Consider the following 19,180-nt stretch of genomic DNA (forward strand, 5'->3'; position numbering starts at 1 on the left):
GTCGCAGGGTGCCTCGCGACGATTACCGAGCGAGGTCCGCACCGCATGCAACGTGTCATCGACTACTACTATACCCACGCGTCCCCCTGGGCCTATCTTGGTCATGCCGCCTTTCTGGAGATGGCGGACAAGCAGGGTTACGCCGTGCGCTTCCGGCCGGTCTCGCTCTCGGCCGTGTTTCCCGAGACCGGCGGCCTTCCGCTCGCCCGCCGCCATCCGGTGCGCCAGGCCTATCGCCTCATCGAGCTTCAGCGCTGGCGCGACCATCGCAAGGTGCCGCTGACCTTGCAGCCGGCCCATTTTCCGGTCAATCCGGACCTGGCCGACCGGATCGCCCTGGCGCTCGCCATCGATGGCGGCCCGGTCGCGGCCTATACCCAGGCGGTGTTCGAGGCCCTGTGGGTGAACGAACAGGATATCGCCGACGAGGCGGTGCATGTCGCGATCCTGACGGGCCTCGGGCTCGATCCGGCGGCGGTGATCGCCCATGCCGGCGAAAAGGCCATCGTCGAGCGCTACGAGGAACATCAGTCGGAGGCGATTGCCGGCGGCGTGTTCGGTTCGCCGAGCTATGTGCTCAATGGCGAGGTGTTCTGGGGCCAGGACCGGCTGGCACTGCTGGAAGAAGCGCTGGCGAGCGGCCGCCCGCCCTACGAGCAGCCGTAAGCCGCAAAGGCCGGGCGCGGCGGTCCGCTGCCGTGCTTTTGCCATGCCGGAGCGCCATGGTGGCGCCCGGTCCAGACCTGCGGAGAGCGACATGAAGCGGATAGCGATTTGCCTTGCCCTGATCGGTGCCATGGCTCCGGCTGCCGGGCTGGCCCAGTCCGCAGCCGGGTCGGGCGACCGGCCCGATGCGAATCCCGATCGCTACGTCCTCTCGCCCGCCGGGGAGAGCTTCCTGCGCCTCGACCGTCAGACCGGCCGCATCGCCCAGTGCGTGCAACGCGACGAGGCCTGGCGCTGCGTTCTCGTGCCGGATGTCCAGATCGTGCTGGAAGAGGAAATCGCGCGGCTGTCCGAGGAAGTGGCGAGCCTGCGCGCGGAAAACCGCAGGCTGGCGGAAAAGGCCGGCGAGCCGGCGGCACCTGAAGGCCGTGCGCCTGCGGCCCCCGAGCGTCACAGCCTGACGCCGGAGGAGGAAAAGGAGATCGACCGCGCGATGGACTTCACCGAGAAGGCGATGCGCCGCTTCTTCGGCATGATGAAGACGTTCCGCCAGGAATTCGAAGGCCTCGCCCAGTAGGAGCGTTCCAGCTCCCGGGCGTACCCGGGAGCGGGGTGCGGTGTCGCAGCCTCAGTGCTTCATTGCCGCCTTGATGATGGCGCCGCGCACAGTGTCCTCCAGCTTTGCCGCCTTGCGGGTCTTCAGGTTCATCGCCAACGCCACCACGTCGCAGATCGCCGCCAGCCGCAGGGTGCGTGCCTCGAACAGGTAGTGACGGAACGAGAAGGTGGAGGTGGATGCGCCGGTCAGCCCGCTCATCGTCACGGCCGGCTCCCCCATTTTCAGCGGACTGGCCCAGACCAGCTTCATTTCGACGGCGACCCGTCCGAAGTCGCGCGCCTCCAGCCAGGCCTCGGTCATCGGCGTGCGGTTCCACAGATGCGGTGCCGCCTCGCTGAAACAGCCGACGGCGAAGCTGTCCTCCGCCCGTCCGTCCGGTCCGGCATGGCGCGGCAGGACGGTCGCCCGGTGGGTGATGGCGGCCCCGGCCGCCTCGATCTGGCGCGCGGTGAGCGACAGGGTCTCGGGGGTCGTCGGCAGGCTTCGCGGCAGCGCGGCGTCCGGCATCGGAGCTGCGGCGTCCTCGAAGCGGCGGCGCAGATCGCGTGCCACCTGGTCCGAGGGGGCATAGCCATCCACGGCAGTGGCCGCGATGGCGCCGTCGATGGTGCGCCGCAGCTGGTGCACGACCGTCAGCATGTAGGGACCGTCGAACGCGATGTGGCTGGTCATCACCAGCGTGTCGCCGGAATAGAGCTCCGCATGATAGCGCACATGGCGCGCGCGCCGGACACCGGCGACCGCATCGCTCAAGCCTGTGAGCAGGCGGAACTGGCGGTCGGCCTCGTCGAAGCGCGACAGGTAGAACTGGACGTTGAGATGGTCGTTCTCATCGCATTCCCAGCAATTTACGAAAGACAGCAATGTCTCGAAGGCGGGCATGGTCGGCGTCTCGGTGGCTGTATGATGGGATGGGGGCCGGACAGGGAAGGGGGTCAGGCGGCGGCCAGGATGCGGTTCAGGAAGGCGTCGATGGCCCGGTTGCTGGTCCGGGCGATCTCCAGGTCGAAATGCTGGAAGACGTGGCAGCCGCCGGGGTGGACGGCGATTTCGGCGGCGTTGCCGGCCGCGACCCAGCGGGCATGCATGAAGAGCGTGTCGTCGAGCAGCGGATCCGCACTGCCGACGACGAAATGCGCCGGCACCAGTCCGTGCAGATCGGCAAGCAGCGGCGAGATGTCCGGATCCGCCGCATCATGGCCGTGCGAGAGATAGTGGCGCACGAACATCTTGAGATCGCGGGTGTTGAGCACCAGCTTGTCGGCGCCCCAGTTGCGGGCGCTCGGGGTCAGCCGCAGGTCGAAGCAGCCGCAGGTGAAGACGGCGGCGCCGAAGCGCGCGGGAAGGTCGGTGCGCCCCCGCAGCCGCAGCAGCACCGCGGCCGCGAGATTGGCGCCCGCCGATTCGCCGCCTATGGCGAAACGATTGCCGCCGAACAGGCTTTCACCCTCGCCCAGCAGCCAGGCGGCCGCCGCCTCGCAATCGTCGGGCCCTTGCGGATAGGGGTGCTCGGGCGCCAGCCGATACTCGCAGGAGATGGCGGTGAGACCGGTGGCTTCCGCGATTTCCGCAAGGCGGGGGTCCTGTTCGTCCGCCGCGCCCAAGGTCCAGCCGCCGCCATGCAGGTGCAGATAGGCGCCGGTGGACGGGCGCGTCTTCGGCGCCAGGATGCGCAGGCGGACCTCGCCATGCGGTCCCGGCACGGCAATCTCCCGTGCGTCGGGGGAGCGGGGGGCGAGCGGGAAGGGGCCGAGCCCTTGCGCGCGCCTTTCGCGCACCACGGCAGGCGGATAGGCCCACTGGTCCGGCAGCAGGGTCAGGCGCCGCAGCAGGTCCTTGTTGAAGGCCTGCGTTTCCGCGGATGCCGCACCGAAGGGCGTGCGGGAAGATTCGTCTTCGACCATGTCGCCGGGCGCCTCGTCTGCCAGTCGTGCCTGAAGGGAAGGTACTCCCGACAAGGCTAGTCGTATGACATCCTCCTGCCAAGCCCCAACCCGTTAAACCGATTGATCTATCGGCATAAAGTGGTCTCGTGCCGGACCATCGGCAGGTTGCGCGCCTTGCGTGCAGGGCCGGCCGGCGGCATACTTCGTCGCCGTGGCGAGGCGGACGGAACCATGCGGCAGAGTTATCGCACCCCGATCTTCGAGACCTGGACCTTCGAGGACGACGGCCTGGACCTGCGCCAGCGCATGGGCCGGCTGATGGTCGCGACGTCCGGCCAGCGCTTCTACGGCATCGGCCGCAGCCTCGGTGCCTGGCTTGCCGAACAAAACGCCCGCGACGGCGAGCTCTCCGTCTTCCTGCGGCATACGTCGGCGTCGCTCACCATTCAGGAAAACGCCGATCCGGACGTGCAGGCGGACCTGCTCGATGCGCTTGCGCGGCTCGCCCCGGAGGATGCCGGCTGGCGCCATCGCTCGGAAGGGCCGGACGACATGCCCGCCCATGTGAAGACGATGCTGACCGGCGTCAGCCTGCGGGTGCCGGTGGTGGCCGGACGGCTCGATCTCGGCACCTGGCAGGAGGTCTACCTGGTGGAGCACCGGCGCGAGGCCCAGCAGCGCAGCCTGACGCTGCGCTATCTCGGCACCTAGACGTCAGTTCGCCGCGTCGTGCTGGTCCGCGAACCTGCGGCAGGCCTCGACGAGAGCGGCGACAATGCCCGGCTCGCTGGCCGCGTGGCCCGCATCCTCGATGATCCTCAGCTCCGCCTCCGGCCAGGCTTGCGCAAGGTCGACGGCATTCTTGGCCGGTGTCACCACATCGTGCCGGCCGTGCACGATCACCGCCGGGATGTGGCGGATCCGTCCGACATTGCGCAGCAGCTCGTCGTCATGGGTGAAGAAGCCGCCATTGACGAAATAGTGCGTCTCGATCCGCGCGAAGGCATGGGCATAGTGCGGGTCGGAGAACGAGGCCTCGCGCGCCGGATCGCGCAGGACCGAGAGGGTGGAGCCCTCCCACCGGGCCCAGCGCGTTGCCGCCTCGAACTGCATCGCCTCGTCCGGGCCGGTCAGGCGCCGGTGATAGGCGGAGATCATGTCGTTGCGCTCGTCTTCCGGGATCAGGTCGCGGAACGGTGCGAAGAGGTCCGGATAAAGCCAGCTGGCTCCTTCCTGATAGAACCACAGCAGTTCTGCCCGCCGCAGCAGGAAGATGCCGCGCAGCATGAGCGAGGTGACCCGCTCGGGATGGGTCTGCGCATAGGCGAGCGCCAGCGTCGAGCCCCAGGAGCCGCCGAACACCTGCCAGCGGTCGATGCCCAGATGTTCGCGCAGCTGCTCGATATCGCCGACCAGATCCCAGGTGGTGTTTTCGCGCAGCTCCGAATGCGGCGTCGACCGGCCGCAGCCGCGCTGGTCGAACAGCACGATCCGGTAGCGCTTGGGATCATGGAAGCGGCGCATGATCTCGCCGGCGCCGCCGCCCGGTCCGCCATGCAGCATCACCACCGGGATGCCTTGCGGATTGCCGCATTCCTCGAAGTAGATCGTATGCAGCTCGCTGACGGCCAGTTGGCCGGTGCGGTAGGGCTCGATCAGCGGGAAAAGCGCGTCTGTCATGGTCGGTTCCGTCTGTGCGGGAGCACGTGTCGGCAAAACGGTAACCCGAAGCGTTCCGCCTGTCGCCTGTGCGTATCGGCGGCGCTGCGGTTCTCCCCGTGAAGTCGGCCGGGCCTGTGGTCAGGACGCGCCGTCGACCATCACCGGCTTTCCGGCGGGCTTGCGGATCTCCTCCACCATCGCCTGCACATGGCGAGAGGGCGCAGGCGTGACCAGGCTGACGAGGATGGCGACGGCAAAGCCGACCGGTACGCCGAAGATCGCGGCCGACGTGTTGCGGATGCCGTACCATTCGGCCATGCCGCCATACTGCGTCATCACCAGATAGGCGAGCGTCAGACCGAAGCCGGCCAGCATGCCGCAGACCGCGCCTGCCGCCGTGCAGCGCTTCCACCAGATGCCGAGCACCAGGGCCGGAAAGAAGCCGGAGGCGGCCAGCGAGAAGGCCCAGGCGACCATCGACAGGATGTCGGACGGGCGGCTCGTCGCAACGATGGCCGCGACGGCCGCGGTCGCCAGCAGGAAGAGCCGGGCAACGAGAAGGCGCCGGCTTGCGGGGGCGCGGCTGTCGAGGGTGCGGTAGTAGACGTCGTGTCCCAATGCGTTGGAAATGGCCAGCATCAGGCCATTGGCGGTGGACAGGGTTGCCGCGAGGCCGCCGGCGGCCACCAGACCGGCGATGACGTAAGGCAGGCCCGCGATCTCCGGCAGGGCCAGCACGATGATGTCCCGGTCGATGGCGAGGTCCGAAAGGCGCAGGACACCGGCATTGCCCGGCAAGGCGGCGCAAGCTTCGCGCACCGCGTCGGCGGAACTTGCCGCCGCGCCGCAGATCTCGACCAGTCCGAGCCGGCCGTAGGTGTAGATCCAGTTTGGCAGGGCCTCCAGGCTGGCGCCGACGACGTTCTGGTAGATTTCCAGCTTGGCGAAGGCGGCATAGGCCGGAACGGTGGCATAGAGCAGCAGGACGAAGACCAGGGTCCAGCCGGCGGAGCGGCGCGCATCGCGCACGCTCGAGGTGGTCAGGAACCGCATCAGGAGATGCGGGAGCGAGGCGGTGCCGATGATCAGGCACACGACCAGGGCGATGAAGTTCACCGGATCGAGCGCTTCCCCCGGAACGAGATGACGGACCAGCGTGTCGGGATCCGCAAGGCCGGAGGCGAGCATCTGCTGTTCCAGCGCGGCGATCTGCTCCAGCGCCTCGCCATAGGCGAACTGGGCGAGCGGCATGCCGAAATGCTGCGCCGACAGGATCGCCACGGGCAGCATGAAGGCGATGATCAGGACCAAGTATTGCGCGACCTGGGTCCAGGTGATGGAGCGCATGCCGCCGAGCAGCGAGCAGACCAGCACCGTTGCGAGACCGACATAGACTGCAGCCTCGAAGGAAATGCCGAGGAAACGCGAGGCGATCAGGCCGGCGGCATAAAGCTGCGCCACCACATAGGTGAAGGAGCAGGCGAACAGCACGATCACGCCGGCCAGCCGGGCGGCATGGCCGCCGAACCGCGCGGCCAGGAAATCGGGAAGGGTGAAGGCCCCGAACTTGCGCAGATACGGTGCGATCAGCACGGCAACCAGCACGAAACCGCCGGTCCAGCCCAGCAGATAGGCGAGGCCGTCGAAGCCGAGCATGTAGAGCGTGCCGGCAAGGCCGATGAAGGAGGCGCCGCTGAGCCAGTCGGCCGCCGTCGCCATGCCGTTGAAGAGGCCCGGCACCTGTCGTCCCGCGACGTAATAGTCGGTGACGTGGACCGTGCGGCTGGCAATGCCGATGCCGGCATAGAGCACGAGCGTCGCCGCCACGAACAGGTAACCGAGGATCTGTTGCGGCACGCCGATCTGCTCGAGGACGACAAGGCCGGCGATGAAGGCGGCAAGGAGACCGGCGACAGTGCCGTAGAGCTGGCCTGCGCGGCTGGCGACCTTGTCTTTTCTCATCACAGCTCCTCCCCGGTATCGAACGGTTCGGGCTCGGCGACGCCGGCCTCGCGGTCGAGGCGCTCCTGGCGGACGATGAACCAGACGGTGAGCAGCAGGAATGCGATCAGCGAACCTTGCGCGGCCATGTAGTAGCCGAGCGGAAAACCTGCGACGCGGGTCGCGTTGAGCGGTCCGGCGAAGAACGGGACGACGAGGGCAAAGACGGCCAGAATGGCGATCGTGACGAGGGCAAGAGCGATCGTGCGTCGCCAGCGGCGGCGCTGCGGGGACATGCCCGGCTTTCCGTCAAAGGTCATCCAAGTCCTCCGGCATCCCGAGCCTTGCCACTATTCTGGATATGCGATTCGCTCGGCTTCCAGTATGCCCGTATGGCCGGCTTGCACGAGCCGGCGCCGCTACCGTAAGAGCTGGCGGCGCGTCGCCGCAAGCCACGGCTTGATGCTGGGCGGGCCAGTGGCGATAATGCTGCGGATTGCCGGTTTGCCCGAGGGGCGCCGGCTGGGGGGAGCGAAGCCGCGATCTCGCTGGAGAAGAGGCGACGTTCGTCCGGGTTCTGGGAGGGGCCCGTGCGGAAAGCGCGCGTTCGATCGCGGTCAGCGTCTATGGAGGACACCGGCGTGCCGGACAGCGCTACGTATCATTTCGTGGTTGCGGACGATCATCCCTTGTTTCGCGGCGCCCTGCGCCAGACGATCGAGCGCCTCTATCCGGGGGCGGGCATCGTCGAGGTGGGGACGCTCGAGGATGCCGCCGCCGAACTCGAGCGCCACGGCGAGGTCGACCTGCTCTTGCTGGACCTGTCGATGCCGGGCATGCGCGGCTTTTCCGGGTTGATGTACCTGCGCGCCCAGTACCAGAGCGTGCCTGTGGTGATCGTCTCGGCCAGCGAGGATATCGGGACGATTCGGCGCTGCATGGAACTTGGCGCCTCGGGCTTCATCCCCAAGTCGCTCGGCATCGAGGTCATTCGCGAGGCGGTGTCGCAGGTGATGGCCGGCGGCAGCTGGACCCCGCCCGACATCGACCTGGGCGAGTCCGACGGCGAGGCGAGCGCCATGGCGCAGCGCCTGTCCACGCTCACGCCGCAACAGGTGCGCGTGCTGATGATGTTGTCGGAAGGCCTGCTCAACAAGCAGATCGCCTATGAACTCAGTGTTTCCGAGGCAACCGTGAAGGCGCATGTCTCGGCGATCCTGCAGAAGCTCGGCGTCGAAAGCCGGACGCAGGCGGTCATTGCGGCTGCCAAGATCGAACAGGGGCAGTGGCTGGCCGCGGAGGCCCGCTGACGGGTCGTTCCACGGGCTCTGCGGTGGGAGATGTCAGCGCGCAAGGCGCGCCTCGGCCGGCGGATAGCCGAGGCCGCCGCGCTGGCCGAGCTGGCCCTGGTGGCAGGTGCCGCAGGACGAGATGACGTCCATCACCATGGGTGAGCCGTTGGGCGCGACAGCCATGTAGAACCAGTCGTCGGTCTGCGGCGAGCGGCCCGGCTCGACCTTCTCCATGAGGAACAATGGGCCCGGCTGGGCGCGTCCCCGCTCGTCGACGGAGAAGGATTCGGCCGCGATCAGCGAGCCGGTGGGCATTTCAACCTCGCTCTCGCTGAAACGCAGGTAGTCCTGCGCGCCGACCTGATTGACATAGGTAACCAGGTGCCGACCGCCATGGGCTGCCGAGAAGGCCGGATAGCGGCTGGCCGGCGTCCACGAGCGGTAATCCTCGACATATTCCGCCGGGATCCAGCGCTTGTCGCCCTGTCGATAGCCCTCCTGCAGGATGTCCTGCAGGCAGTCGTAGACGGCATTTGCCTCATCCGCGGCAAGCGCGGTGTCCGGCCTTGCGGCGATGCAGCCGGACGCCTGCCCCTCGGGGGCAGCCAGGAGCAGGGCGAGCATTGCGCCGGCCGGCAGCAGCAGTCGTGTCATGTTCGTCTCTCTGGCCCGTCCGTGCGGTTCGATCCGGTCGCCGGCGCCTTGCGACCACGACGATCCGAACCCCGCAAACAGGGCGGCTTGATGGCGATCCAAGGCTTTACACGGATGCTTGAGCGCGCGACGTGACGCCGATCACTCGGCGGCGGCCGTTGCTCCTGCACTGCGCACGCGGGAAAGATAGGCCCTGAGCGCCGCCGGCTTCACCGGCTTGTTGAGAATCTCGATGTCCTTGGCGGAGGCTTCCGCGCGTACGCCCTGGCTGCGGTCGGCAGTGACCAGCAGGGCGGGGATCTCGATGCCGAAGCGCCAGCGCAGCTGCACCACGGCCTCGACGCCCGTTCCCTCGTCGAGATGATAGTCGGCGATCAGCACATCGGGCCGTTCGCCCGCCTCGAACGTCTTGCGTGCCGCCTCGCGCGGATCCAGCGCCGTCGTCACCCGGCAGCCCCAGCCCGTCAGCAGCACGCGCATGCCGTCGAGGATCTGCGGCTCGTTGTCGATGGCCAGCACGTGCAGGCCCTTGAGCGGAGTATCGTGCGGCGCCGGCGGCGGCGGCGCGGCAAGGGCAGGGATGGACGCGGCCATCGGCAGCTCGATGCAAAAGCGCGAGCCGAGCCCGGTACGCGACTCCAGCGTCACCGGATGATCGAGCACCCGCGCGATGCGCTCGACGATCGACAGGCCGAGGCCAAGGCCCCGCGCCTCGCGGGCGCCGTCGTCCAGCCGGTGGAACTCCAGGAAGATCAGCTTCTGCTTGGACTGCGGAATGCCGATGCCGGTGTCGAACACTTCCATCAGCACCTTGCCGCGCCGGCGCCTGACGCCCACCAGCACCCGGCCGCTGCGCGTGTACTTGATCGCGTTGGAGATGAGGTTCTGCAGCAGCCGGCGCAACAGCCGGCGATCCGAGCGCACGCTGAGGCTCGTCGGCAGGATGGCGAGGCGCAGGTTCTTTTCCTCGGCCACCGGCTCGAATTCGGTGCGCAGCGGATTGAGGATCTCCTCCAGCCGGAAGACGGTGATCTCCGGCTTGAGCGCGCCGGTATCCAGGCGGGAAATGTCCAGCACCGCACCGATGATTTCCTCCACCGATTCCAGCGAGGCGCCGACATTCTGCACCAGGTGCTTGAGCTCTCCTTCGGTGAAGCGCTCGGTCAGGCTGGAGGCGTAGAGCCGCGCGGCATTGAGCGGCTGCAGGATGTCGTGGCCGGCGGCGGCAAGGAAGCGGGTCTTGCCGATATTGGCCTCTTCCGCCAGCGCCTTGGCGTCGGTCAGCTCTTCGTTGACGCGGGTCAGTTCGAGCGTGCGCTCGCGCACCCGCCGCTCCAGCGTCTCGTTGGCCCGCGCCAGCGCCTCCTCGCCGAGCACCCGCTCGGTGATGTCGGTATAGGTGGTGACGATGCCGCCGTCCGGCATCGGGCTGGTGCGCACCTCCAGCACGAGGCCGCTGCTGCTCATGTGCTCCTGGAAGGTCTCGTGGCGCACCACCAGCTTGTCCAGCCGGTCGCCGACGATCACTTCCACCGGGTCGGTGCCCAGTTCCCCGCGCTTGGCGTTGAAGCGGATGATGGCATCGAGCGGCGTGCCGACCTGGCCGTATTCCGCCGGCAGCCCGAGCAGTTCACGGAACTGCCGGTTCCAGCAGATCAGCCTGAGGTCGCGGTCGAAGACGGCGATGCCCTGGCGCACCTGGTCGAGCGCGGTCTGCAGCAGGTCGCGGTTGTACTGGATGGCGACCGTCGCATCGTCGAGCAGCTTCAGGGCGCCCTTGCCGCTGGGATCGCGGCGCTTGACCAGCAGCGACAGCACCAACCTTGAGGAGGCGGCGCCGATGGCGCTGGCGAGCAGCTGCTCGGAAAACCGCAGCACCTGCGCATCCGCCGTGGCGCTGGGGTCGAAGTCGCGGCCGCGCTCGCGGGCGAAGCTCTGGAACGAGCGGTCGGTGCGCTCCTCGCCGAGATAGCGGGCGATGGTCGACTTGAGGTCGCCGACGGTCACCGAGGTGCGCCACAGGCGCAGGCCCGGCGTCGGCGACAGTTCGGACGGCACGAAGATGTTGGCCTGCAGCCGCTCCACCGGCTCCGGCGTGCGCGACAGCGAGAACATGATGTAAGCGCTGATATTGGCCGCAAGGCTCCAGAAGACGCCGTGGGTGAGCGGATCGAAGGCAAGCGAGAACAGCGCCTGCGGCCGCAGCAGCCAGATGCCGAAGGGGCCGTTCTCGATCAAGGTCACCGGGATCAGGCCGGATTGCGCGAAGGTCGGCAGCAGCAGGGTGTAGACCCAGATGGCGAAGCCCACCAGCATGCCGGCAATGGCCCCGCGCGCCGTGCCGCGCCGCCAGACGAGGCCGCCGAAGAAGGCCGGCGCGAACTGTGCGATGGCGGCGAAGGACAACAGGCCGATGGAGGTCAGCGCCGCCGTGTCGCCGGCTGCCCGGTAATAGGCATAGGCGAGCAGCAGCGTGACGAAGATCGCCGCGCGCCGCGTCAGCAGCAGGATCCGGCTCATGTCCTCGCCATGGGAGGCGATGATCGCGTCTTCGCTGGAGCGGCGCAGCACCAGCGGCATCACCAGATCGTTGGAGATCATGATGGCAAGGGCAACGCTGGCGACGATCACCATGGCGGTGGCCGCGGACAGGCCGCCGATGAAGGCGACCAGCGCAAGCCACGGGTGATTGGCGGCCAGCGGCAGGGCGAGCACGTAGGAGTCCGGGTTGGTTGCCGGGTCCAGCATGATCATGCCGGCCGCCGCGATGGGGACGACGAAAAGGTTGATCGCGACCAGATAGAGCGGGAACAGCCAGGTCGCGCGACGCAGTTCCGCGCCCGAGTTGTTTTCCGTCACCGTGACGTGGAACTGGCGCGGCAGCAGGATGACGGCGATGCCCGACAGCAGCGTCATCACCACCCAGTTGCCGCCCGACAGTTCGCCGGCCATGGCATTCACGACCCTCGGATCGCCGGCCATGGCGGCGAACAGGTCGCCGGGCCCGTCGTACAGCGAATAGGTGACCCAGATACCGACGGCGAGGAAGGCGACGAGCTTGACCACCGCCTCGGCGGCAATGGCCAGCATCAGCCCTTCCTGGTGCTCCGTCGCATCGATGTGGCGGGTGCCGAAGGCCCAGGCGAAGATCACCATGCCGATGGCGATCATCAAGGTGATGTCGTCGAAGAAGGGCAGGCCGGTCTCGCCGGTCTTCAGGTTGAGATGCGAGATCAGCGTCGTGACGGACAGCGACACCGCCTTCAGTTGCAGCGCGATATAGGGGACGATGCCGACGACGGCGATGATCGCGACGACGGCGGCCACCGGCTGGCTCTTGCCGTAGCGCGCGCCGATGAAGTCGGCGACCGAGGTGATGCGCTCGCTCTTGGCCAGGCGAATGATCCGCCGCAGCAGGGGATAGCCGAGGGCGAAGACCAGAATCGGCCCGATATAGATGGTCAGGAACTCCAGCCCGCTGCGGGTTGCCGTGCCCACGGAGCCGAAGAAGGTCCAGGAGGTGCAGTAGACCGAGATCGACAACGCATAGATCAGCGGCCGGCCGTTGCCGGACGTGGTGAAGCGCGCCTTGCGGTCGCCATAGCTGGCAATGGCGAACAGCAGGAGCACGTAGCCGAGCGCCGCGACGACGACGACCCACCCTTCGACCATGCGCTGTGTTCCTCCCGAAGCTTGTTCCCGGATCGGACCATGTTTGCCGGCGCCTGTCCATTCGACGCTTGGCGGTAAAGCTCCGGTGCGAAAGCGAAAATAGGGAGATTCCCGGATGGATCGGCCCGTGCTAAACCGGAAGCTGCAACCGGACACGCCCCGGCCGCCGCTTTTGCGCGGGTGCCGGCAGCCATAGGATGGAGCCAGCATGCTGAAGGAATTCAAGGAGTTTGCCGTCAAGGGCAACATGATCGACATGGCGGTCGGCATCGTCATCGGCGCGGCCTTCAGCGCCATCGTCTCCTCGCTCGTCGACGACGTGATCATGCCTCCCATCGGCCTGCTGATCGGCGGTGTCGATTTCTCCCAGCTCTTCCTGGTCCTGAGCGAAGGCACGGCGCCCGGACCCTATCTCACGGTCGAGGCGGCGACGGCTGCCGGCGCGGTGACCTGGAACATCGGCCTGTTCATCAACGCGGTGATCAAGTTCCTGATCATTGCCTTCGCGCTGTTCATGGTGGTCAAGGGGGTTAACCGCCTGCGCAAGGAAGAGCCGGCCGCGCCTGCCGCACCGCCTGCTCCCAGCCGCGAAGAAGTTCTGCTGACCGAGATCCGCGATTTGCTGAAGTCGCGTTGAGGCGCGGCTCGTCCGCATCGACGACAAGTCGGACCCGCCCGAGGGAATGCGCCCCGGCGGGTCCGGTGCCTTGTTTTCCCACTCCCTTTCCGTTCCCCAACCGAAGACAGATTGGTCCCATGGTCGATATGATGTCCGCGCTGCGGCCGGAGGCGCGTCAGGCGCCCGAGAGCGGCATTGTCGAGGTCGTGAACTTCGCGCGCGAGCGCGACGACCTGATTCCCCTTTGGGTCGGGGAGGGCGACCTGCCGACGCCGGACTTCATCCGCGCGGCCGCCGAGGCGTCGCTGGAAAAGGGCGAGACCTTCTATACCTACCAGCGCGGCATTCCGGCGCTGCGCGAGGCGCTGGCGCGCTATCACTTCAGCCATTTCGGCCGCGACTGGGGCGCGGAGCGTTATTTCGTCACCGGCTCGGGCATGCAGGCGATCCAGCTTGCGGTCCAGGCGATTGCCGGGGCGGGAGACGAGGTGATCTATCCTTCGCCGGCCTGGCCGAACTTCCCGGCCGCCATCGGCATCATGGGCGCCAGGGCGATCCCCGTGCCGCTCGATTTCTCGCCCAACGGCTGGACGCTGGATCTCGACCGGCTGTTCGCCGCCGTGACCCCGCGCACCCGCGCCATCTATCTGAATTCGCCGTCGAACCCGACCGGCTGGATGGCCGACAAGGCGACGCTGGCCGCGATCCTGACCGAGGCGCGCCGCCGGGGCCTGTGGATCGTCGCCGACGAGGTCTATAGCCGCTTCGTCGAAGGCGACGCCACCCGCGCGCCCTCCTTCATGGACGTGGCCGAGCCGGACGACCTGATCCTGTACGTCAACACCTTCTCCAAGAACTGGGCGATGACCGGCTGGCGCGTCGGCTGGCTCTCCGCCCCGCCGGCTCTCGGCCAGGTGGTGGAGAACCTGATCCAGTATTCGACCTCGGGCGTCGCCCAGTTCATGCAGCGCGCGGCCGTTGCCGCGCTCGACGAGGGCGAGGAGTTCATGGCGCTGCAGCGCAGGCGCGCGAGCGCCGGGCGCGCCATCATTGAAGGACGCCTGGCGGCCACCGGGCGCATCCGCTATGCGCCGCCGCAAGGGGCGTTTTACCTGTTCTTCGGCGTCGAAGGCTTTTCCGACAGCCGGGAACTGGCCAAGCGGATCGTCGCCGAAACCGGCGTCGGCCTTGCGCCCGGCAGTGCCTTCGGCGAGGCGGGAGAGGGGTTCCTGCGCCTGTGTTTCGCCCGTTCAGCAGAGCATCTGGAGGCGGCAGCGGAGCGCCTCGCCAACTGGATAGCGCGTTGACGAAGCACGCGACTCTACGTTACGGATTTTTGCGTAGAAGATTGGAAGCGGGCCCATTTCGTTCGTTTCCCGACGGCGGGGCGGTCCCCGCATCGTATCGGGTCCAAAATGCGCGAAGATCAGACTCGCAGCGTTGCAGCAGTACCCAGCGTTTCGGAAGCGCGGCTCGAGAGCGTGCTCGGCACTGCCGTCGACGGCATCGTCGTGATGGACGACAAGGCGCGCATCCTGCTGTTCAACAAAGCTTGCGAGACCCTGTTCGGCTACACGACCGAGGAGGTTCGGGGGCGGAACGTCAAGGTGCTGATGCCGGCCGAGTATGCCCACGCGCATGACGGCTACCTGAACAACTATCTGGAAACCGGCGAGAAGCGCATCATCGGCATCGGCCGCGAGGTGCGCGGCATGCATCGCGACGGCACCGAATTCCCGATCGAGCTGTCGGTTGGCGAGGCGGCGACGCCGGAGGGGCGCCAGTTCATCGGCATCATCCGCGACCTGCGCCAGCGCAAGGCGGTCGAGAGGCGTCTGGCGGAAGCGCAGGCGCAACTCGTCAACGTCACCCGGATCAGTGCGCTGGACGAGATGGGCGCAGCCATCGCGCACGAGCTGAACCAGCCCCTGACGGCCATCATGCTGTATCTGCAGGCGGCCAAGCGCAAGGTCGGTGACGACCACCGCGACGAGAAGCTGGTCGAGATCGTCGACAAGGGCGTGCGCGAGGCCGAACGTGCCAGCCAGATCATCCAGCGGATGCGGCGCTTCGTGGAAAAGCGCGACCCCGAGCGTCGCTCGGTCAATGTGGCGCGTCTTGTCGGCGAGTGCCTCGACCTGGTGACGATGGGCGCGGACTGCCGCGATATCGAAATCGTCAACGACGTCCTCGACGATTTGCCGGACATTGCCGTCGATCCTGTGCAGATCCAGCAGATCCTGATCAATCTGATCCGCAATGCGCTCGACGCGGTGCGTCAGGCTCCGGTAAAGCGTGTCGGACTGAAAGCGGCGGTGAGCGGCGGCGATATGCTGATCCGTATCAGCGATTCAGGTGGCGGAGTGCCGGCGGAAGTCGTACCGACGTTGTTCAGAGCATTTTCCGGCGCGAAGAAGGGCGGCCTTGGCCTCGGCCTGACGATCTCCCGTTCCATCGCGCAGAATCATGGCGGCGATCTCGCCGTCGAACCCAACGGTGGGGAAGGGGGAGCTGCCTTCGTGCTGCGCCTGCCGGTCGATACGCCCGAGCGTGGCGATCAGGCGGCTGCGCCCCCTGGCAGAAAAGGACCGACGGCATGAGCGCGACTGCGCATCTGATCCACATCGTCGATGACGACCCGGCAATTCGTGATGCTCTGACCATCGTCTTCGAACTGGAAGGCTACGATGTCGCCTCGTTCGAGACCGGAGAAGCTTTCCTGGAGCGGGCCGCGCGCCCGGACAACACGCCGGGTTGCGTCATTCTCGATGTGCACATGCCGGGCCAGTCGGGCATCGAGATCCTGCGCCGTCTGCATGCGGACCGGTTCGCCGCCCCGGTCTTCGTCATTTCGGGACAGGGCGATATTCCGATGGCCGTGGAGGCGATCAAGCAGGGCGCCCACGACTTCATCGAAAAGCCCTTCGATGCCGAGACGGTGGTCACGCGGGTGCGCGAGGCCATCGAGGCGACCGAGCGCAAGCAGGTCGAAAGCACCACGCCTCCGGTCCGCAGTTTTCCGGGCAGCGAGACGCTGACCCCGCGCGAGCGGGAAGTGCTGGAGGAGATCACCGCCGGCGCCTCCAACAAGGAGGCCGGACGCACGCTCGGCATCAGCCCGCGCACCATCGAGGTGCACCGCGCCCGCATCATGGAAAAGCTCGGCGCGCGAAACGCCGCCGACCTGGTGCGCATCGTCCTGTCGCACGAATGACTGCAAGCCCCGGCGGACGGCGCTTCCGTATTCCGCCGGAGTTTCGCCTCCGCCCCAAGGGTCTATAGTCGCCGGTCTGCGATCCATTCAGGGTCGTTTTCGGGGGCTGCCAGGGCGGCGGGAATGAGACGGTGACTATCCATATCGTCGAGGACGATCCGGGAGTGGGCGATTCGCTGGCGTTGCTGCTCGGGGAAATCGGGCATCAGGTCGAGGTGTATCCCGACGCCGAGAGCTTCTTCGAGCATGTGCCTCCGGGCCCTCAGGATACCGTGATTGTTGACCTCGGCCTGCCGGGGGTGAGCGGGGTGCAGCTGATCCGCTGGGTCGCCCGTCTCTCGACGCCGCCGCGTGTCATTGCCATCACGGGCCAGTCACGCCGAGCCATAACAGAGCTGTTCGGTGACGATTTGCAACCAGTACTTTTGCGTAAACCACTTACCGAAGAAGCTCTTGTTGCGCTTCTGTAAAGTTCACGGGCGTCTTGTTCGCGCCCGCTCGGATGCGTTGTTTTGCCACGCTAGGTAATAGGTCGTACGAAGACCACCGAATTTCGCCTCGCCAGCTTCGCTTCTAGACTTCCCCACGTTGACGGAGAGCCGTGTCGGACGGGACGCGGCTCCGGCTTGCCGGGCTTTCGAGCGCGCTTGCCGAATTGCATCCGCCAATGCCGAGCTGGCAGGAGGAGGGGGCGATGGCCTACCTGGAACGGACTTCCGAAACGATGGGGCATGGGGCAGTTGCGGCGCGCAGCGCGCGCGAGATTGCCGAGACCCCGCAGGCGCGTACCCAGCGCCATGACCAGCATCACGTGATTTTCTACGAGGGCGATGCAGCCGAGCGGATCTACGAGCTGCAGGACGGCATCGTCATGCTCTACAAGCTGCTGCCCGACGGGCGTCGCCAGGTCGTGGAGATCCTGACCCGCGGCATGATCTTCGGCACGGCCGGCGGGCCGCGCTACGATGTGTCCGCCGAGACGCTGACGCCGGTGCGACTGGTGGTCCACGAGCGGCGCGAGGTCGATGCCTCGGCCGTGCTGCAGAGTCACGTGGCCAAGTGCCTGATGGCCCAGATGGAAGGCCTGCACGAGCACGCCATGCTGCTGGGCCGCAAGTCGGCGATGGAGCGTGTCGCCAGCTATTTCATGCGCATGGTCCCCAATCGCGGCGGCGAAGGATGCGCAGGGCCCGTCTCCGAAACCTGCGACCCGCACGACCTGGTGCTCAACATGACGCGCCAGGAGATTGCCGACTATCTCGGGCTTACGATCGAGACCGTCAGCCGGGTGATTTCCGAACTGAAGCGTCGCGGCGTGATCCGCCTCGAGCGGCAGGATCGTATTCATGTGACGCGCGTGTGCGGTCTGTGCCAGCTGACCGGCATTCATTGAACCGCACGCGAGCGAGTACTGCACACAACTGAGGCCGGCGGCTCCTGCCGGCCTGCGTCCGTCGGCCCTGCCAATGGGTTTCGGACCTTGCAGCCCCGGGCTTTCGGCCCGGGGCTCTTTTTTTGCCGGAAGGGACGGCCTCACACCGCCACGGAATGACGGGCGAGACCGCGCTGCAGGTAGATGTCGAAGGCTGCCGCCGCGATCCGCGCATAGGGCGCACCGCGCGGTGTGACCTCGACCCGGCTCCCCTCGATCCTGACGAGCCCGTCGCCGGCCATCTCGGCAAGGTCCGCGATGCTGGCAGAGAAATGCGCCAGCGGCAGTCCATGCGCGGCGGCGATCTCGCCGATATCGGCGGCGTGCTCGGTCATCAGCTGTTCGATGATGTCGGCGCGCGCCCGGTCGTCCGCGTCGAGTGCGATGCCGCGCGCGACCGGCAGCAAGCCGTCCCCGATCGCCCGGCTCCAGCCGCCGGTATCGGGCATGTTCTGCACATAGCCCTGCGGCAGCTTGCCGATGGAGGACGCTCCGAACCCGATCAGCGTGTCGGCCGTGTCCGTCGTATAGCCCTGGAAGTTGCGGCGCAGCCGTCCGGCATCGAGCGCCACCGCCATGTCGTCGTCCGGCATGGCGAAATGATCGAGGCCGATGGCCCGGTACCCGGCATCCAGCAGCTTTTCGCGGGCATGGTCCGCCATCGCGATGCGCTCCGCCGAGTCGGGCAGCCGGCTTTCGTCGATCAGCCGCTGGTGCTTCTTCATCCAGGGCACATGGGCATAGCCGAACAGGGCGATGCGCCCGGGCGCCAGCTCCCGCGTCAGCCGGATCGTCTCGGTGACCGTCTCCAGCGTCTGGAACGGCAGGCCGTACATCAGGTCGAAATTGAGCGCGTCGATGCCGACAGCACGCAGCCGCTCGACTGCCTGCGCCACCTGCTCGAAGGGCTGGATCCGGCCGATCGCCTTCTGCACGACAGGGTCGAAGTCCTGCACGCCAAGGCTCGCCCGGGTGATCCCGGCTTCGCGCAACGTGTCGGCAAGCTCCGGCGTGACCGTGCGCGGGTCCAGCTCGATGGCGTGTTCATGCGCCTCGTCAAAGGCGAAATGCCGGTGCAGCCGCTCGACCACGGACAGAAACTGCGCCCGCGGCAGAAGGCTCGGCGTGCCGCCGCCCCAGTGTACATGGACAGTCTGCATGCGCCCCGGCAGCCGTGCAGCGACCAGGTCGATCTCCGCAAGCAGCGCGTCCGTGTAGTCGAGCAGCGGCTCGTCGCGGCGCGCGGCCTTGGTGTGGCAGCCGCAATAGTTGCAGATCACCCGGCAATAGGGGACGTGCAGGTAGAGGGAGAGCGGCATGTCGGCAGGCAGTCCCGCCAGCCAACTGCCATATGTCGCCCCGGTGACGCCGGCATGGAAATGCGGCGCGGTCGGGTAGCTGGTGTAGCGCGGCACGGAGCGTGTCGCATAGCGTTGGTCGAGATCGGTCATGAGGCGACCATGCCTGCTTCGCGCAGAGCGAACCTTGATCCTGCTCAACCTTCGAGAAATCTCCCGCTGCAT

18 protein-coding genes are annotated in these 19,180 nt (G+C 67.1%); 10 read left to right on the forward strand and 8 right to left on the reverse strand.

Going from position 1 to position 19,180, the window contains the following annotated elements:
• Nucleotides 1-45 precede the first annotated feature (45 nt).
• Nucleotides 46-666 (forward strand): 2-hydroxychromene-2-carboxylate isomerase, encoded by a 621-nt coding sequence (locus GH266_RS19325; protein ID WP_158195286.1) that lies wholly within the window; start codon nucleotides 46-48, stop codon nucleotides 664-666.
• Nucleotides 667-757: 91 nt separating this feature from the next.
• A complete protein-coding gene (locus tag GH266_RS19330) occupies nucleotides 758-1,243 on the forward strand; it encodes a hypothetical protein (protein ID WP_158195287.1) in 486 nt (161 codons plus the stop codon).
• Between the two features lie 51 nt (nucleotides 1,244-1,294).
• Here GH266_RS19330 and GH266_RS19335 read toward each other — a convergent pair whose 3' ends face one another.
• Together GH266_RS19335 and GH266_RS19340 are read right to left on the reverse strand one after the other, a co-directional pair.
• A complete protein-coding gene (locus tag GH266_RS19335; RefSeq protein WP_158195288.1) occupies nucleotides 1,295-2,167 on the reverse strand; it encodes an acyl-CoA thioesterase in 873 nt (290 codons plus the stop codon).
• Between the two features lie 53 nt (nucleotides 2,168-2,220).
• On the reverse strand, nucleotides 2,221-3,189 hold the full coding sequence (locus tag GH266_RS19340) for an alpha/beta hydrolase (protein ID WP_158195289.1): 969 nt from the start codon (nucleotides 3,187-3,189) through the stop codon (nucleotides 2,221-2,223).
• A gap of 213 nt (nucleotides 3,190-3,402) precedes the next feature.
• Here GH266_RS19340 and GH266_RS19345 point away from each other — a divergent pair, with 213 nt between their 5' ends.
• Nucleotides 3,403-3,882, forward strand: a complete 480-nt coding sequence (locus GH266_RS19345; RefSeq protein WP_158195290.1) for a secondary thiamine-phosphate synthase enzyme YjbQ — start codon at nucleotides 3,403-3,405, stop codon at nucleotides 3,880-3,882.
• Between the two features lie 3 nt (nucleotides 3,883-3,885).
• Here GH266_RS19345 and pip read toward each other — a convergent pair whose 3' ends face one another.
• From pip to GH266_RS19360, 3 genes are all read right to left on the reverse strand, one after another.
• Nucleotides 3,886-4,851 carry a prolyl aminopeptidase gene (gene pip / locus GH266_RS19350; RefSeq protein ID WP_158195291.1) on the reverse strand — a complete coding sequence of 322 codons (966 nt, stop codon included), beginning with the start codon at nucleotides 4,849-4,851 and terminating at the stop codon, nucleotides 3,886-3,888.
• Nucleotides 4,852-4,971: 120 nt separating this feature from the next.
• Nucleotides 4,972-6,795: a sodium:solute symporter family protein gene (locus GH266_RS19355; RefSeq protein WP_158195292.1), complete on the reverse strand. Its 1,824-nt coding sequence runs from the start codon at nucleotides 6,793-6,795 to the stop codon at nucleotides 4,972-4,974.
• The gene (locus GH266_RS19360) at nucleotides 6,795-7,094 is read right to left on the reverse strand and encodes a DUF4212 domain-containing protein (RefSeq protein WP_199270378.1); all 300 of its coding nucleotides are present in this window, start codon (nucleotides 7,092-7,094) and stop codon (nucleotides 6,795-6,797) included. The genes GH266_RS19355 and GH266_RS19360 overlap by 1 nt, the downstream gene beginning before the upstream one ends.
• Nucleotides 7,095-7,415: 321 nt before the next feature.
• Here GH266_RS19360 and GH266_RS19365 point away from each other — a divergent pair, with 321 nt between their 5' ends.
• Complete coding sequence (locus GH266_RS19365; protein ID WP_209001492.1) at nucleotides 7,416-8,084, forward strand: response regulator; 669 nt, start codon at nucleotides 7,416-7,418, stop codon at nucleotides 8,082-8,084.
• A 33-nt stretch (nucleotides 8,085-8,117) separates the two neighbouring features.
• Here GH266_RS19365 and GH266_RS19370 read toward each other — a convergent pair whose 3' ends face one another.
• A complete protein-coding gene (locus GH266_RS19370) occupies nucleotides 8,118-8,720 on the reverse strand; it encodes a hypothetical protein (protein WP_158195294.1) in 603 nt (200 codons plus the stop codon).
• A 141-nt stretch (nucleotides 8,721-8,861) separates the two neighbouring features.
• The gene (locus GH266_RS19375) at nucleotides 8,862-12,392 is read right to left on the reverse strand and encodes a PAS domain-containing hybrid sensor histidine kinase/response regulator (protein WP_158195295.1); all 3,531 of its coding nucleotides are present in this window, start codon (nucleotides 12,390-12,392) and stop codon (nucleotides 8,862-8,864) included.
• A 208-nt stretch (nucleotides 12,393-12,600) separates the two neighbouring features.
• On the opposite strand from GH266_RS19375, the gene mscL reads away from it, so the two are divergent.
• The 6 genes from mscL (at nucleotide 12,601) to GH266_RS19405 (ending at nucleotide 17,618) form a co-directional block, all read left to right on the forward strand.
• Nucleotides 12,601-13,029 carry a large-conductance mechanosensitive channel protein MscL gene (gene mscL, locus GH266_RS19380; protein WP_158195296.1) on the forward strand — a complete coding sequence of 143 codons (429 nt, stop codon included), beginning with the start codon at nucleotides 12,601-12,603 and terminating at the stop codon, nucleotides 13,027-13,029.
• A gap of 119 nt (nucleotides 13,030-13,148) precedes the next feature.
• The gene (locus tag GH266_RS19385; RefSeq protein WP_199270379.1) at nucleotides 13,149-14,318 is read left to right on the forward strand and encodes a pyridoxal phosphate-dependent aminotransferase; all 1,170 of its coding nucleotides are present in this window, start codon (nucleotides 13,149-13,151) and stop codon (nucleotides 14,316-14,318) included.
• 108 nt (nucleotides 14,319-14,426) lie between these two features.
• Nucleotides 14,427-15,611: a two-component system sensor histidine kinase NtrB gene (locus tag GH266_RS19390; RefSeq protein ID WP_158195297.1), complete on the forward strand. Its 1,185-nt coding sequence runs from the start codon at nucleotides 14,427-14,429 to the stop codon at nucleotides 15,609-15,611.
• On the forward strand, nucleotides 15,608-16,225 hold the full coding sequence (locus tag GH266_RS19395; RefSeq protein ID WP_158195298.1) for a response regulator transcription factor: 618 nt from the start codon (nucleotides 15,608-15,610) through the stop codon (nucleotides 16,223-16,225). Before GH266_RS19390 ends, GH266_RS19395 begins: the two co-directional genes overlap by 4 nt.
• A gap of 131 nt (nucleotides 16,226-16,356) precedes the next feature.
• Nucleotides 16,357-16,695: a response regulator gene (locus GH266_RS19400; protein WP_209001493.1), complete on the forward strand. Its 339-nt coding sequence runs from the start codon at nucleotides 16,357-16,359 to the stop codon at nucleotides 16,693-16,695.
• A 224-nt stretch (nucleotides 16,696-16,919) separates the two neighbouring features.
• A complete protein-coding gene (locus GH266_RS19405; RefSeq protein ID WP_158195299.1) occupies nucleotides 16,920-17,618 on the forward strand; it encodes a Crp/Fnr family transcriptional regulator in 699 nt (232 codons plus the stop codon).
• A gap of 140 nt (nucleotides 17,619-17,758) precedes the next feature.
• Here the strand turns inward: GH266_RS19405 and hemN are convergent, their stop codons facing one another.
• Nucleotides 17,759-19,108, reverse strand: coding sequence for an oxygen-independent coproporphyrinogen III oxidase (hemN, locus tag GH266_RS19410; protein ID WP_158195300.1), 1,350 nt, complete (start codon nucleotides 19,106-19,108; stop codon nucleotides 17,759-17,761).
• Between the last annotated feature and the right edge of the window lie 72 nt (nucleotides 19,109-19,180).

The sequence above is a fragment of the Stappia indica genome (assembly GCF_009789575.1).
Classification (GTDB): domain Bacteria; phylum Pseudomonadota; class Alphaproteobacteria; order Rhizobiales; family Stappiaceae; genus Stappia; species Stappia indica_A.